Below are 14,800 nucleotides of genomic sequence, written 5' to 3' on the forward strand. Positions count from 1 at the left end.
GAATCTCAATATCAACAAATTTTGATATACAGATACGTAGTTTTACGTATGCTTACACGAACCAACAAACCGGTAGCCGGAAGGTACTTTAAGAAAGTCACTTACCGGTCTGAATTTGAAACGCTCACAGAGGAGCACGCTTAATGGCTGACTACAATATCTTCACCTCCGAATCGGTCTCTGAAGGCCATCCTGACAAACTGGCCGATCAGATCTCTGACGCGGTGCTGGACGCCATCCTCGCTGAAGACCCCCACGCCCGGGTTGCCTGCGAAACCATGGTAAAAACCGGCGTCGCGATTGTCGGCGGTGAAATCACCACCAGTGCGTGGGTCGATCTGGAAGACCTGGTACGTGGTGTGATCAAGGACATCGGCTATACCTCTTCCGACGTGGGCTACGACGGCGACACCTGCGGCATCATCAACATCATCGGCAAGCAGTCTGTCGACATCGCCCAGGGCGTTGACCGCCAGAAGCCGGAAGATCAGGGCGCTGGCGACCAGGGCCTGATGTTCGGCTATGCCAGCAACGAAACCGATGTACTGATGCCGGCCCCGATCACCTTCTCGCACCGCCTGGTGCAGCGCCAGGCCGAAGCCCGCAAGAGCGGTCTGCTGCCATGGCTGCGCCCGGATGCGAAAAGCCAGGTGACCTGCCGCTATGAGAACGGCCGCGTGGCCGGTATCGACGCGGTGGTGCTGTCGACTCAGCACGATGAAGACGTCACCCAGGCCGACCTGAAAGAAGCGGTGATGGAGCTGATCGTCAAGCACGCCCTCCCGGCCGAACTGCTGCACAAAGATACCCAGTTCCACATCAACCCCACCGGCAAGTTCGTGATCGGCGGACCGGTTGGTGACTGTGGCCTGACCGGCCGCAAGATCATCGTCGACACCTACGGCGGCATGGCCCGTCACGGTGGCGGTGCGTTCTCGGGCAAAGACCCGTCGAAGGTTGACCGCTCGGCCGCCTACGCCGGCCGTTACGTCGCCAAGAACATCGTTGCCGCCGGCCTGGCCGAAAAGTGCGAGATTCAGGTGTCCTACGCCATCGGCGTGGCGCAACCCACCTCGATCTCCCTGAACACCTTCGGTACCGGCAAGATCAGCGACGACAAGATCATCGAACTGGTACGCCAGAACTTCGATCTGCGTCCATACGCGATCACCAACATGCTTGATCTGCTGCACCCGATGTACCGGGCCACAGCAGCCTACGGCCACTTTGGCCGTGAGCCGCAGGAAATAACCGTGGGCGGCAAGACGTTCACTTCGTTCCCGTGGGAGAAGACAGATCGTGCGGCGGCTCTTAAGGACGCTGCAGGTATTTAACGGTTGTGAGTCCGACTCTTGAGTTGGACCTCTGTTATTGCCCGGCCCGCTGCCTGTGGGGGTGGCGGAGCTGAGGGCTGATCAAAGAATGGCTTTGTGCCTCTGCAATCAGAACAGGGAGGCCCGAACGAGAATTTACGGCGTATTGTCTGACCGCATGCGCCAAAAGCGAGGCTGAGGGATCGGGGCTTTGCTTTCGCGGAATTTCGAAGGCCATGGATGGCCTGAGAGAAGCGCACATGGATGTGCTCGTAGCGGTTCCGCGAAAGCAAAGCCCCGATCCCGACCCGCACCCAAATTAGCGGCATCGGAAATCAAACTCCGGGGCCAAAGAAAGCTGACAGGAGAACACCAAATGAGCACTCCAGCAGAAAAACTGAACACCTTCGAAGACTTCAAAGTACGCGATATCTCCCTGGCCGACTGGGGCCGCAAGGAGATCAACATTGCCGAAGGCGAAATGCCAGCGCTGATCAAGCTGCGCGAAAAGTACCGGGCCGAGCAGCCGCTGAAAGGCGCCAACGTCATGGGCTGTATCCACATGACCATCCAGACCGCCGTGCTGATCGAAACTCTGATCGATCTGGGTGCCAACGTTCGCTGGTCGTCGTGCAACATCTTCTCCACCCAAGATCAGGCCGCTGCCGCCATCGCCGCCAAAGGCATCCCCGTGTTCGCCTGGAAAGGTGAAACCGACGAAGAGTACGACTGGTGCCTCGAGCGCACCGTCGGCGCCGATGTCGAGGGCTGGGAGCCCAACATGATCCTGGACGACGGCGGCGATCTGACTGCCCTGCTCCACGAGAAGTATCCGGAAATCCTGGCCAACTGCCACGGTGTGACCGAAGAGACCACCACCGGCGTTCACCGCCTGCAGGAAATGCTGCGCGACGGCAAGCTGAAAGTGCCAGCCATCAACGTGAACGACTCCGTGACCAAGGCCAAGAACGACAACAAATACGGTTGTCGCCACAGCCTGAACGACGCTATCAAGCGCGCCACCGACCACCTGATGTCCGGCAAGAAAGCGCTGGTGATCGGCTACGGCGATGTGGGCAAGGGCTCCGCGGCTTCCCTGCGTCAGGAAGGCATGATCGTGAAGATCACCGAAGCCGATCCGATCTGCGCCATGCAGGCGTGCATGGACGGTTTTGAAGTGGTGTCTCCTTACATTGACGGCGTCAACACCGGCACCGAGGCGGGTGTGGATCGCGCACTGCTGCAGAACACCGACCTGCTGGTGACCACCACCGGTAACATGAACGTATGTGACGCAAACATGCTCAAGGCTCTGAAGAGCGGTGCGGTGGTGTGCAACATCGGTCACTTCGACAACGAAATCGACACTGCCTACATGCGCAAGAACTGGCAGTGGGACGAGGTCAAACCGCAGGTGCACGTTGTGTATCGCGACAAGGCCACCAATGACCACCTGATCCTGCTGTCCGAAGGCCGCCTGGTGAACCTGGGCAACGCCACCGGTCACCCGTCACGGATCATGGACGGCTCCTTCGCCAACCAGGTGCTGGCGCAGATGTTCCTGTTCGAGCGCAAGTTCGCTGACCTGCCGGAAGACGCTCGCGCCAAGGGTGTGTACGTTCAGGTACTACCCAAGCATCTGGACGAAGAAGTGGCTCTGGCCATGGTGGAAGGTTTTGGTGGCGTGATCACCAAGATGACCCCGGAGCAGGCTAAATACATCGGTGTACCGGTCGAAGGCCCGTACAAGCCGGAAAGCTACAAGTACTGATCGGGTATCAAGATGGAATCCCAGACACAGTTCAAGCGCCGTTTCAGCTTTGAATTTTTCCCGCCCAAGACCGACCAGGGCAAGGAAAAACTGCAGAACGTGCGAAACCAGCTGGCCGAGGTGAACCCGGATTTCTTTTCGGTCACCTTCGGCGCCGGAGGCTCCACCCGGGAGCGCACCATTGAAACCGTGCTGAACCTGCACAAGCAGGGCATTTCCACGGCGCCGCACCTGTCCTGCGTGGGGGGAACCCGCGCAGAGATCGGTGAGCTACTGGACGTGTACAAGGCCAACGGCATCAACCGCATTGTCGCCCTTCGCGGCGACATGCCCTCGGGCATGGGTGCGGCCGGTGAGCTGCGCTACGCCAATGAGCTGGTAGCCTTCATTCGCGAGCACAGCGGCGATCATTTCAACCTGGAAGTGGCCGCCTACCCGGAGTTTCACCCCCAGGCCCGCAGTGCCGAGGAAGATCTGAAGAATTTTGCCCGCAAAGTGGAAGCTGGCGCCAACAGCGCCATCACCCAATACTTCTTCAATGCGGACAGCTACTTCTACTTCATTGACCGCCTGGAAAAGATGGGCGTCACCATTCCGGTGGTGCCGGGCATCATGCCCATCGTCAACTTTTCCAGCCTGGTGCGGTTCTCGGACATGTGTGGGGCGGAGATTCCGCGCTGGATTCGCAAGCAGCTCGAAGCTTATGGCGACGACAGCGATTCCATCCGCAAGTTCGGTGAAGAGGTGGTTACAGAAATGTGCGAAAAGCTGCTCAAAGCCGGTGCGCCCGGATTGCATTTCTACACCCTGAACCAGGTTGAGCCCAGCATCAGTATCTGGAAAAATCTGGGCATCAGCGAGCGGGAGAAGATCGCTTTCTGATGATGTCCTCAGTGTCGGATTGCGGCCCGAAGGGCCGTAATCCAACACACCCAGCTTGCCCCTCCTCTCCGCACCCCCCCAAGCATTTGATTTTATGCACCTCTCCCGTTAATGGTCTAGAGTGAATTCGATGCAGTCCCATTAACGCTCTCCGACAGGCGCTGTCACCAACCGTGCCCGTCGGCTTGCCTTACCGGGCAAAGGGAGCCTCATAAGAAAGAGAAGGAGAAAGCATGAATACAAAATGGATGAGAACACTCGGAGCCAGTCTGGCCCTGACCGTGGCCGCGGGCACCGCAAGCGCGGAGACCCTGCGAGTCGTCACCGACCCCAGCTTTGTTCCCTTCGAGATGATGGACCCGGAAACCGGTGAAATGATCGGTTTCGATATGGAGATCATCCGTGAGGTGGCAGACCGCGCCGGCTTCGAAGTCGACCTCAATACCATGGATTTCAATGGCATTATTCCTGCGCTGCAGACTGGCAATGTGGATATTGCCATCGCCGGCATCACCATCACCGAAGAGCGCCAACAGATCGTCGATTTCTCCGATCCGTACTACGACTCCGGCCTGCGCGTTCTGGTTCGCGCCGACAACGACAACGTTGAGGCGCTGCCCGATCTTGAGGGCAAGAAGATCGGCACCAAGATCGGCAGCACCAGCTACGATTACCTGATGAAATCCCTCGATGAGAACGACGGAGTAACGCCCTACCCGGGCAGCTCCGACATGTACATGGCACTGATGTCCCGTGCGATCGACGCAGTGTTCTACGATGCGCCCAACGTGGGCTACTTCGCCAGCACCAAAGGCAAGGGCAAAGTGAAAACCGTTGGTAAACTCTACGAGGGCCAGCAATACGGCATCGCCCTGAAAAAAGGCAGTGAGTGGGTGGATGACTTGAATGATGCCCTCGCCGCCATGAAAGAAGATGGCACCTACAAGGCAATCTACGAGAAGTGGTTCGGCGAAATGCCGGAAAGCGAATAAGGCCGCACGGTTTTATCGGCCTGACTCCTTGCGCCGGGGCCCTCGCCCCGGCCGCATCTGACGTCCACTTCCTTCGGAGACGCAATTGTGGAATTCCAGTTTCAGTTCGACTGGCAAGCCGCCATCAATTCCATTCCTTTCCTGCTCAAGGGCATTCCCTACACCTTGCTGATCTCATTCGGTGGCCTCGCGATTGGCTTCGCCCTAGGCATCCTGTTCGGCCTGCTCAGCATCAACAAGAAATGGTTCCTGAAATGGCCCGCCACCGCCTATATCGAAATTTTCCGTGGCACGCCCATACTTGTGCAGGTTCTGTTTATCTTCTACGGCCTGCCGGATCTGATCGGTGGTCCGATCGACCCACTCACGGCCGGCATTGCTGCCATTGCGTTGAACTCCGGCGCGTACATCTCGGAAGTGGTTCGCGGTGGGGTTCAGTCCATCGACAAAGGCCAGACCGAAGCCGGGCTTTCCCTGGGCTTGTCCCGCACCCAGACCTTCTGGTCCATTATCTGGCCACAAGCCTTTCGCCGCATGATTCCGCCGCTGGGCAATCAGGCCATTGTCAGTATCAAGGACACCTCCCTGTTCTCGGTCATCGGCGTTGGTGAGCTGGTTCGTCAGGGCCAGATCTACATCGCCAACACCTTTACGGCCTTCGAGGTGTATTTCGTGGTTGCCATCCTCTATCTGGCCATCACCCTCACCCTGTCCCTGATTCTGCGCTTGGCTGAGCGGCGCGGACTGGCATCTGTCTGAAGGAATCGTAGCCATGACTCAGATTGTAAAAATGCAGGGCATGAACAAATTCTTTGGCAAACTGCATGTTCTGAAAGACATCAACTTGTCCGTTGAACAAGGCGAGGTGGTGGTGATTATCGGGGCCAGCGGCTCCGGCAAGTCTACCCTGATCCGCTGCGTGAACGGCCTCGAGGCGTTCGAATCCGGCACGCTTGAGGTAGACAGCCACCCCCTCGAGCCCAAAAGCGGCAACCCCGGCTCACTGGCTGAAATCCGCAAGGAAGTCGGCATGGTGTTCCAACAATTCAACCTGTTCCCTCACCTGACGGTAAAAAAGAACATCATGCTGGCGCCCATGAAGGTGAAGAACGCGCCGCAAGTGATCGCCAACGCCACCGCCGAACGGCTGCTCAACCGGGTGGGTATTGGCAGTCAGGCCGACAAGTACCCCAGCCACCTGTCCGGCGGTCAGCAGCAGCGGGTCGCCATCGCCCGGGCCCTGGCCATGGAACCTCGGCTGATGCTGTTCGACGAGCCCACCTCCGCGCTGGACCCGGAAATGATCGGCGAGGTGCTGGACGTGATGCGGGAGCTGGCCAAGGAAGGCATGACCATGATGGTGGTCACCCATGAAATGGGCTTCGCCCGCGAGGTGGCCGATAGGGTGATCTACATTCATGAAGGTCAGATCGTCGAGGAAGGCAAACCCGCAGATGTGTTCGACAACCCGCAGAACGAGCGTACCCAGGCCTTCCTGTCCCGAGTGCTCGCACACTGACAGGTCGATCAGTGACTGACGTTTTGAAGGATCGTTGAACCATCTCTATGTGGTTCAACGTATTGCTTCTCTAGTTCACTCACAACAGGACGTGCTCAACCATGACGTTAGAAGCCCACAAAAAAAACGCCTCGGCCGATCCGCTCAGATCTCATCAACCCTCACCGACGATTTTGAGAACACCCAATCTTGCGGAGGGCGATCCTGAGGCCAAGCGCAGAGAAATTGCGGCTTACTTCACCAATACTTTCGACGTCTACACGCGGCTGTTCGACTGTCTGGATGGTGATGAGGGCTTCTACCAGAAATCAATTCCGCTGAGACATCCGCTCATCTTTTATCTCGGCCACACCGCCACCTTCTTCGTCAACAAACTGGTGCTCGCCAAGCTTCTACCGGCACGTATCGACCCACGCATGGAGTCGGTTTTTGCCGTGGGCGTGGACGAAATGAGCTGGGATGATCTGAACGACGCGCATTACAACTGGCCGGCGGTGTCTGAAGTGATGGCCTACCGCGCCAAAGTGCGCGCCGCCGTGCTGGAGCTGATCGAGTCTCTGCCCCTGGCCTTACCCATCAACTGGGAGAACCCCTGGTGGCCGATTGTGATGGGCATCGAGCACGAGCGCATTCACCTGGAAACGTCTTCGGTGTTGATCCGCCAGCACGATTTGAGCAAAGTCCGGCCGCAACCCGATTGGGCGCCCGTGATTGAAACCGGGGAGGCGCCCGAGAACGAGCTGATCACCGTCCCGTCAGGCACAGTAAAGATCGGCAAGTCCTACGACGACGCTTACTACGGCTGGGACAACGAATACGGCGAGCACCAGGCGGACGTCGAAGAGTTCAAAGCCAGCCAGTACCTGGTGAGTAATCAGGAGTTTCTGGAATTTGTTGAAGCCGGTGGTTATGAGCTGGATACATTCTGGAGCGATGAAGGCCGTGCGTGGCGACAGTTCGCAGATGCCAAACACCCAACCTTCTGGAGTTGGCACAACGGCTGGCACCTGAGGCTGATGACCGAAGAAGTCGAGATGCCCTGGGATTGGCCGGTGGAAGTGAACTATCACGAGGCCAAGGCCTTCTGCGAGTGGAAGCGGGAGCACACCGGCCTGCTGATTCGCCTGCCCACTGAAGATGAATGGTATCGGCTGTGTTCAGTCGCGGGGGTTGAAGAAGTGGATGACCGCCCCGCCCATGCCAATTTGCACCTGGACCATGGTGCCTCGCCCTGCCCGGTGACCCGCTTCCGGCACGGGCAGTGGTTTGACGTGGTTGGCAATGCCTGGCAGTGGGTGGAAACGCCCACCTATCCCTTCGACGGCTTCAAGGTTCATCCCCTCTACGACGACTTCACCACGCCCACCTTCGACGGCCAGCACAACCTGATCAAAGGCGGGTCGTGGATCTCCTGTGGTAACGAGGCCCGACTCTCGGCCCGTTACGCCTTCCGCCGCCACTTTTTCCAACACGCCGGGTTCCGGTATATCGCATCCGATGCGGATGCCGTGCAGCCGAACAGCTATTACGAGAGCGACCGGCTACTGACCGAATATGCGGAATTCCACTTTGGCGATCGCTGGTTCGGCGTGGACAATTTTCCGAAAGCGATAGCGGATATTGCGCTCGATGCCATGGCCGGCAAGGCCTGTGGGAAAGCCCTGGATCTGGGCTGTGCCTGTGGCCGCTCCAGTTTCGAACTGGCGCGTCAGTTCGACGAGGTTGAGGGCGTGGACTTTTCCGCCAACTTTATTCGCCTTGGTGTCGAGATGGCAGAACAGGGCATGGTGCGCTACGCCCTGGCGGAGGAGGGTGAGCTGGTCAGCTACCACACCCGGACACTCCGGGAGCTCGGATTGGAAGACAGTGTCAGCAAAGTTTCATTCCATCAGGGCGACGCCTGTAACCTCAAGCCTCAGCTGAGCGGTTACGACTTGGTGTTGGCGGCCAACCTGATTGACCGGCTCTACCGACCCAGACGTTTCCTGGACAGCATTCACGAGCGCATCAACGACGGTGGCCTGCTGGTGATCGCCTCACCCTATACCTGGCTGGAAGAGCACACGCCGAAAGAGGAGTGGATCGGCGGTTTCAAGAAAGACGGCGAAAATTACACCACGCTGGACGGCCTGAAAGATCATCTCAGCAGCCACTTCAGACTGGTGAGCGCCCCCCGCAAGGTACCGTTTGTCATTCGGGAGACGCAGCACAAGTTCCAGCACACGCTGTCAGAAGTGACTATCTGGGAGCGACTGCCGCGCTGATCAGCGTATCGATTTCCTGGCCGATGGCCTCGTGCGCCACCAGCTGCTCGAACCCGCTGGTGGCGACTGAGTCACTCAGAAGTCCCAACAGTGCACCGAGCACCATGCCACGGTGCACATTGTCGCCGCCCAGATTGGTGTTCACACAGAGCGCCAGCCACGGGTCCTCGCGATATTTGTAAGCAAGGTACAGCACCACTGGCCAGGAGTCGGATATATAACAGGCCGAGGAGTACAGCCGGCCCACCACCTGATGATCAGGCAGGTTGCGCTTCACCAGACTGGCCACATCGAGCCCCGGTTTTCCCTTTCCGGCCTCTGACAGAAGAGTAGTTATCCCTTGGTCGTCCGGCGCGTCCAGTAACCCACAGAGTAGTTTCACATAGCGGTCACACACCCTCATCAGGCTTTCGTCCGGATGGGTCAATGCCAGGTGATCACGGCACACCGCCTGAATGGAGGACAGTGCAGTGCCGGCCAGCCTGTGGGCAAATACCAGGGCGGCAACAGTCACCAGCCCGCCAACCGACGGCGTATCGTGGGTGATCATCGCACACTGTTCCGGTGGCAGCCCCCGCTGCAGGTTGGCGAAAAAGCCGCGGTGGTAGGATTCGGCGTAGGTGTCCCCGTGCGCGGGCGGGTCAGCCGTCATAAACCCGATGTAGGCCGAAAGAAACGCTTCACGGTCGTAGCCGCCCGAGGACGCCGCCAGCGAGCGCATCAGCACGCGTGTGCAGTGGGCATTCAACGTATTGTCACCGGCACCCATTCCGTGATGATAATGAACGTTGGGCACATTCCAGTGGTGTGCCCGGCCTTTCAGAATCAGACCGCCCACGACCTCCGGCGTCTGATCGCCGGAACCGGTGCGGCCATGATGACGTCCTCCGCTGCGGGTGGAATGCAACGACATGATCGAAGACGGGTGAAACGCCGGGGCGGACTCAAACCGTTGAATCCCTCCGGGGAACGCCCGCTCGATGTCCAGCGGGTTGTAATACCAGTGCACCGGCATCGCCAACGCATCTGCGATAAACTGGGTTTTGAGGGCGCTGGAAACGCGGCCCGACAGAGAACTGTTCGCCGAATTGCTCGTATCGTTCTTCATCGCGGTCAAAGTACCTGCTTTATTTGCCTGAGATACCAGTGCATACGACACACAAACATCAATTGGCTTTGAGGGTCCCGTGATGAGTCTGATTTCCAAGCCCTTCGATGACAGTGGCGTTGAGCTGGTCGACCGCATCGCCCTCTACGGCAGCGCGATTTCCGCACGGGTCGAACATCTGCGCACGGCTTCCCGACGGCCGGGGGTAACAGACGTCAACTATTCGGGGCTTGAGATCGGTATGGCGCTGTGTGATGCCCTGAACCAGATCATCGGCGCAACGCGGCAGAAAACTTACCGCAGTGAATGTGCCCGCGCCGCGAGCACGCTGTTTCTGGAGGCGGCCATGGCAGGTGAGCCTTGCGGGGATCAGGATCTTCTGATGGCCACGGCCGCCTCGATGTCACCGGATCCGGTGCTGAAAGACGCGATCGAGGACATCCTGAGGGATCCGGAGGTCCTGCCGGCCGATGACGGGGTCACCACACAAACGGTGCTGCTGGCGTTGGTGTGGTCGGCGCTGGTGTTTGCCATGGAGTCGACGCCCTTGCCGGCGGCGCGGCAATGCGTGCGGCAGCGTATCACCGGCGGGGCATCCGCATTGCCCCACCACTGATTATTCAACCGGTTACAACAGCTCCCGGTTCACGCTGTATTCCTGCTCGATTTTCACGCGGGAATCCTCCGCCAGGAACTTGGCCACTTTCTTACCGAGAAACGGCACATCGCAGCGCACAGTCAGACTGACGTGGTTGGTACAGCGTTCCGGCGATCCGGTGAGTCTCATGACACCGTGAATCTTGGCCGGCACATTCTCGATGCGCACGCGGAATTCGCAATGCCACTCACCGTCGTTCTTGCGGAACCAGTGTTCCTCCTGCCGTACCTGATTCCACTCCCGGTGGAAGCTGGCCAGCACGCCGGGCACTTCGGCGGAGGTCATCATTTCCCGCTCCACCACCAGCTTGGCGGACAGATCGTCGCGGGTAAGCTCGGCCACGCGCACGTTACGGGAACCCAGTTTGCGGTTTTTTTCGATGATCCGGTTTTCGTCGAAGAAGGCTGCCAGCACCTGGTCAAGCCCTGCTTCGTAGGGATGGTTCAGTTCGAGTTCCATAGTAGCCTCCAATCACAATGACTCAATTGTTGCGGGCGGCAGTTGCGCAAACATTGGCCGGCTGGTCAGGTTGTGAAGGCTGCGTGGCCAGAGTGATTTTGGTCACACTCTAGCCGTCCATACCCCCGGCAAGTATCATGGGCGCCCTTAATGTTTCATCCGTTACCGAGCACCCTACCGGGCCGACAGGAGACTTTTTGATGCGCAACGCCGATCTCGTCGCACGGGACCTGAAATCCGTCTGGCACCCCTGCACCCAGATGAAAGACCACGAATCCCTGCCGCTGGTCCCGATCAAACGGGGCGAAGGCGTCTGGCTGGAGGATTTCGAGAACAACCGGTACATCGATGCCGTCAGTTCCTGGTGGGTTAACCTGTTCGGACACGCCAACCCCCGCATCAACGCCGCCATCCAGGAGCAGATCGGGCAGCTCGAGCATGTGATTCTGGCGGGCTTTACCCACGAACCGGTGGTGAATCTGTCCGAGCGGCTGATAGAAGTCACGCCGCAGGGTCTCAACAAGTGCTTCTACGCCGACAACGGCTCTTCAGCGGTGGAAGCGGCGCTGAAGATGAGCTTTCACTACTGGAAAAATCACGGCAAGCCGGGCAAGAAGAACTTCGTCAACCTGAGCAACAGCTACCACGGTGAGACTCTGGGCGCGCTGGCGCTGGGGGATGTGGCCCTTTACAAGGACACCTACCAGCCACTGCTGATGGAGGTGCTCACCGCACCGTCTCCGGACGCCTGGTACAAGGAAGCTGGCGAAACCGACGAAGACTACGCGTTGCGCCAGTTCGAGGCCATGGACAAACTGCTGGCCGAGAAGCACGACGAAATCTGTGCGGTGGTGGTCGAGCCGCTGATCCAGTGCGCCGGCGGCATGCGCATGCACCACCCGATCTACCATACCAGGCTGCGCGAGGCCTGCGACAAATATGGTGTACACCTGATTGCTGACGAGATCGCCGTCGGTTTTGGCCGCACTGGCACCATGTTCGCCTGTGAACAATCCGGCATCACCCCGGACTTCATGTGCCTGTCAAAGGGGCTGACCGCGGGCTATCTGCCGCTGTCGGCGGTGCTGACCACCAACGATGTCTATAACGCCTTTTACGACGACTATGAGACCCTCCGGGCGTTCCTGCACTCCCACAGCTACACCGGCAACCCCATCGGCTGCGCTGTTGCCCTGGCAACCCTGGACATCTTCCGCGACGACAACGTGATCGAGAACAACAAGCGCCTGTCCGCCTGCATGGCGGAGTCGGTGGCGCACCTGGCGGATCACCCCAACGTGGGGGGCATTCGCCAGCACGGCATGACCCTGGCTATCGAAATGGTGAAGAATAAAGCCGACAAAACGCCGTTCCCCTGGCAGGAGCGGCGCGGCATCCGGGTCTACAAGCATTCACTGACCCGCCAGGCACTGCTGCGGCCATTAGGTAACGTGCTGTACTTCATGCCGCCTTACGTGATCACCGAGGATCAGATCCGCCACCTGGCTCAGGTGGCCACCGAAGGCATCGAGATTGCGGTCAGAGACTGACCATGCGCATCCCCCGCATCTACACCGACTCCCCTCTCACTGAGGGGCAAGTCGCGGCGCTGGACGACAACGCCGCCCAGCACGTTGGCCGGGTACTGCGCATGCAGCCCGGCCAAGAACTGCTGCTGTTCAACGGCGATGGCCAGGATTTCCCCGCCACTATCACCAGCGCGGGCAAAAAACAGGTGGAGGTGCAACTGGGCAGCCCGACCGCAAACACCACCGAATCGCCGCTGGAGATCGTTCTGGGTCAGACCCTCTCGAAGGGCGACCGCATGGATTACGCGGTGCAGAAAGCCGTGGAAATGGGGGTCACCCGCATTGTTCCGCTTACCACCGAACGCTGCGAGGTCAGACTCAAGGGTGATCGGGAAGACAAGCGTCTGCGCCACTGGCAGTCCGTCGCCATCAGCGCCGCCGAACAATGTGGCCGCGCACGGGTACCGAAAATTCTGCCGGTGATGACAGTGGACGAATGGTTCGAACGCACCGGAGATTGCGATCTCAGGCTGGTGTTACACCATCGTACGGAACAGTCCCTGACCGCCCTGAACAAACCCGTCCGGATAGCCCTGATGATCGGTCCGGAAGGCGGACTCAGCGGCGACGAAATCGCTGCCGCCGAGCACGCAGGCTTTCTGCCCGTGGCGCTGGGGCCCCGCGTACTGCGAACCGAAACCGCGCCGGTGGCCGCCATGGCGCTGTGCCAGTGGCTTTGGGGTGACTTCGGAGGCTAACCGGACCGACTGCGCAGCCGCCTCTGTTTGGCGTATCAGTCATTGACAGGACGCGGGCTGGCTAACATTATCCCTGTCGGACAGAAGCACTGATGAGAGCGGCGCCCAGGTCGGGGTGGTCATGCTCCGCAGCAACAATAACGAATGATTGCGAGTATTGGATGACTAGCCTGTTTACCAACCCTGAATTCTGGCAATACATCAGCATCCCGGTTATTGCCGCCCTGATCGGCTGGAGCACCAACTGGCTCGCCATCAAGATGACCTTTTACCCGCTGGAATTCATTGGCAAGCCTCCCCTCCTGGGCTGGCAGGGCATCATTCCCTCCAAAGCCCGCAAAATGGCCGCAATCAGCGTGGACGCCACCATCTCGAAAATCGGTACTGTGGAAGAAATTTTCCAGCAGATTGACCCCCAGGTGCTCGCCCAGCACATCATTGAAAACGCCGAACCGCGCATCGAAGAGTACGTGGACGAGATGATGCTGCAGGAATACCCCACATTCTGGGAGAACCTGCCCAACTCGGCCCGTCGCATGGTCTATGACCGGGTCCGCAAGGCCACGCCGCAGTTGGTGGACAACCTGGTCAGCGACATTTCCGTGAACATCGAGGACCTGCTGGACATCAAAGGCATGGTCATCGACCGTCTCGCCAAGGACAAGCGCCTGCTGAACCGTATTTTTCTGGAATGCGGCGACGTGGAATTCCGCTTTATCGTCAATTCCGGGCTCTACTTCGGCTTCCTGTTCGGCCTGATCCAGATGTCAGTGTGGTACTTCTATCAGAGCTGGTGGGTACTGCCGTTCTTCGGCCTGCTGGTCGGCTACGCCACCAACTGGATTGCCCTGAACGTGATCTTCCGACCGCTACACGAGAAAAAAATCGGGCCTTTCCGGCTCCAGGGCCTTTTCCTCAAGCGCCAGAATGAGGTGGCGGAGTCGTTCTGCCACATCGTCACCCACGAAATTCTCACCGTTGGCAACATCATCAACGCCATCATCGAGGGTCCCAAGGGCGACCGGGCGCGCAATATGGTGAAAAAGCACATCAAGCCGCTGGTGGATGAAACCGCCGGTATGGGCAAGGCTCTCACCCAGATGGCGTTCGGGCCCACCGGGTTCGCAAGCCTGAAGCAGAAGGTGGGAGAGAAGGCGATCTCCATCTCGCAATCGTCCTTCAACAGCCCCATGTTCGAGCAGGATCGCGCCCGCGCGGTGGAATCGATCATGGTGGAGCGGATGATTGCGCTGTCGTCGGAGGAGTTCCAAGACCTGCTGCGCCCGTGCTTCCAGGAAGACGAGATCAAGCTCATTCTCGTGGGTGCATTCCTGGGCATGATGGCCGGCGTCGGCCAGTTGATCTTCGTGTTTGGCGGGGCGCTGTCCTGATCATCAGCGTGCCATTTTGCTGTGCATAAACCGGAGACGTCTCTATACTGGTCGTAGGCGGGTGCGTACCTTTTAGCGACTGAAGAGATCCGGAGGCAATGGATGCCAGGCTTTTTTTCCTGGGTATCAGATTTTTTTTCGTCAAACGGGCCGTCA

General features: G+C 58.9%; 13 protein-coding genes. 11 read left to right on the plus strand and 2 right to left on the minus strand.

The annotated features are described in order from the left end of the window. Nucleotides 1–143 precede the first annotated feature (143 nt). From metK to ovoA, 7 genes are all read left to right on the plus strand, one after another. Nucleotides 144–1,334, plus strand: coding sequence for a methionine adenosyltransferase (metK, locus tag MLC70_RS05965; RefSeq protein WP_248182209.1), 1,191 nt, complete (start codon nt 144–146; stop codon nt 1,332–1,334). 355 nt (nt 1,335–1,689) lie between these two features. Then, a complete protein-coding gene (gene ahcY, locus MLC70_RS05970; RefSeq protein WP_248182210.1) occupies nt 1,690–3,084 on the plus strand; it encodes an adenosylhomocysteinase in 1,395 nt (464 codons plus the stop codon). Between the two features lie 12 nt (nt 3,085–3,096). Beyond that, complete coding sequence (gene metF / locus MLC70_RS05975; RefSeq protein ID WP_248182213.1) at nt 3,097–3,966, plus strand: methylenetetrahydrofolate reductase [NAD(P)H]; 870 nt, start codon at nt 3,097–3,099, stop codon at nt 3,964–3,966. 233 nt (nt 3,967–4,199) lie between these two features. Then, on the plus strand, nt 4,200–4,958 hold the full coding sequence (locus tag MLC70_RS05980; RefSeq protein WP_248182214.1) for a transporter substrate-binding domain-containing protein: 759 nt from the start codon (nt 4,200–4,202) through the stop codon (nt 4,956–4,958). 87 nt (nt 4,959–5,045) lie between these two features. After that, entirely contained in the window at nt 5,046–5,717 is a 672-nt protein-coding gene (locus MLC70_RS05985) for an amino acid ABC transporter permease (RefSeq protein WP_248182217.1), read from the plus strand. Nucleotides 5,718–5,730: 13 nt separating this feature from the next. Continuing rightward, nucleotides 5,731–6,477, plus strand: a complete 747-nt coding sequence (locus MLC70_RS05990) for an amino acid ABC transporter ATP-binding protein (RefSeq protein ID WP_282448335.1) — start codon at nt 5,731–5,733, stop codon at nt 6,475–6,477. 101 nt (nt 6,478–6,578) lie between these two features. Next, nucleotides 6,579–8,741 (plus strand): 5-histidylcysteine sulfoxide synthase, encoded by a 2,163-nt coding sequence (gene ovoA / locus MLC70_RS05995; protein WP_248182221.1) that lies wholly within the window; start codon nt 6,579–6,581, stop codon nt 8,739–8,741. Here ovoA and MLC70_RS06000 read toward each other — a convergent pair. After that, nucleotides 8,716–9,849 (minus strand): ADP-ribosylglycohydrolase family protein, encoded by a 1,134-nt coding sequence (locus MLC70_RS06000; RefSeq protein ID WP_248182224.1) that lies wholly within the window; start codon nt 9,847–9,849, stop codon nt 8,716–8,718. The genes ovoA and MLC70_RS06000 overlap by 26 nt on opposite strands. An 82-nt stretch (nt 9,850–9,931) precedes the next feature. On the opposite strand from MLC70_RS06000, the gene MLC70_RS06005 reads away from it, so the two are divergent. Next, entirely contained in the window at nt 9,932–10,465 is a 534-nt protein-coding gene (locus MLC70_RS06005; RefSeq protein ID WP_248182225.1) for a hypothetical protein, read from the plus strand. A 12-nt stretch (nt 10,466–10,477) separates the two neighbouring features. On the opposite strand, the gene MLC70_RS06010 is transcribed toward MLC70_RS06005, so the two are convergent. Further along, nucleotides 10,478–10,966, minus strand: a complete 489-nt coding sequence (locus MLC70_RS06010) for a DUF2505 domain-containing protein (RefSeq protein ID WP_248182226.1) — start codon at nt 10,964–10,966, stop codon at nt 10,478–10,480. Nucleotides 10,967–11,166: 200 nt separating this feature from the next. Here MLC70_RS06010 and MLC70_RS06015 point away from each other — a divergent pair, with 200 nt between their 5' ends. The 3 genes from MLC70_RS06015 to MLC70_RS06025 all read left to right on the plus strand — a co-directional run bounded on the left by MLC70_RS06015 (nt 11,167) and on the right by MLC70_RS06025 (nt 14,644). Continuing rightward, complete coding sequence (locus MLC70_RS06015; RefSeq protein ID WP_248182227.1) at nt 11,167–12,516, plus strand: adenosylmethionine--8-amino-7-oxononanoate transaminase; 1,350 nt, start codon at nt 11,167–11,169, stop codon at nt 12,514–12,516. Between the two features lie 2 nt (nt 12,517–12,518). Next, a complete protein-coding gene (locus MLC70_RS06020; RefSeq protein WP_248182228.1) occupies nt 12,519–13,253 on the plus strand; it encodes a 16S rRNA (uracil(1498)-N(3))-methyltransferase in 735 nt (244 codons plus the stop codon). A 161-nt stretch (nt 13,254–13,414) separates the two neighbouring features. Continuing rightward, the gene (locus tag MLC70_RS06025) at nt 13,415–14,644 is read left to right on the plus strand and encodes a DUF445 domain-containing protein (RefSeq protein WP_248182229.1); all 1,230 of its coding nucleotides are present in this window, start codon (nt 13,415–13,417) and stop codon (nt 14,642–14,644) included. The last annotated feature ends 156 nt before the right edge of the window (nt 14,645–14,800 follow it).

Source organism: Marinobacter goseongensis, from assembly GCF_023156235.1.
Taxonomy (GTDB): domain Bacteria; phylum Pseudomonadota; class Gammaproteobacteria; order Pseudomonadales; family Oleiphilaceae; genus Marinobacter; species Marinobacter goseongensis.

Excerpts from the sequence above, each read along its gene's own strand:
- MLC70_RS05990 (WP_282448335.1), top strand. The coding sequence starts at position 5,731 with ATGACTCAGATTGTAAAAATGCAGGGCATGAACAAATTCTTTGGCAAA.
- MLC70_RS06010 (WP_248182226.1), bottom strand. The coding sequence starts at position 10,966 with ATGGAACTCGAACTGAACCATCCCTACGAAGCAGGGCTTGACCAGGTG.
- metK (WP_248182209.1), top strand. The coding sequence starts at position 144 with ATGGCTGACTACAATATCTTCACCTCCGAATCGGTCTCTGAAGGCCAT.
- ovoA (WP_248182221.1), top strand. The coding sequence starts at position 6,579 with ATGACGTTAGAAGCCCACAAAAAAAACGCCTCGGCCGATCCGCTCAGA.
- metF (WP_248182213.1), top strand. The coding sequence starts at position 3,097 with ATGGAATCCCAGACACAGTTCAAGCGCCGTTTCAGCTTTGAATTTTTC.
- MLC70_RS06015 (WP_248182227.1), top strand. The coding sequence starts at position 11,167 with ATGCGCAACGCCGATCTCGTCGCACGGGACCTGAAATCCGTCTGGCAC.
- ahcY (WP_248182210.1), top strand. The coding sequence starts at position 1,690 with ATGAGCACTCCAGCAGAAAAACTGAACACCTTCGAAGACTTCAAAGTA.
- MLC70_RS06025 (WP_248182229.1), top strand. The coding sequence starts at position 13,415 with ATGACTAGCCTGTTTACCAACCCTGAATTCTGGCAATACATCAGCATC.
- MLC70_RS06005 (WP_248182225.1), top strand. The coding sequence starts at position 9,932 with ATGAGTCTGATTTCCAAGCCCTTCGATGACAGTGGCGTTGAGCTGGTC.
- MLC70_RS05980 (WP_248182214.1), top strand. The coding sequence starts at position 4,200 with ATGAATACAAAATGGATGAGAACACTCGGAGCCAGTCTGGCCCTGACC.
- MLC70_RS06020 (WP_248182228.1), top strand. The coding sequence starts at position 12,519 with ATGCGCATCCCCCGCATCTACACCGACTCCCCTCTCACTGAGGGGCAA.
- MLC70_RS06000 (WP_248182224.1), bottom strand. The coding sequence starts at position 9,849 with ATGAAGAACGATACGAGCAATTCGGCGAACAGTTCTCTGTCGGGCCGC.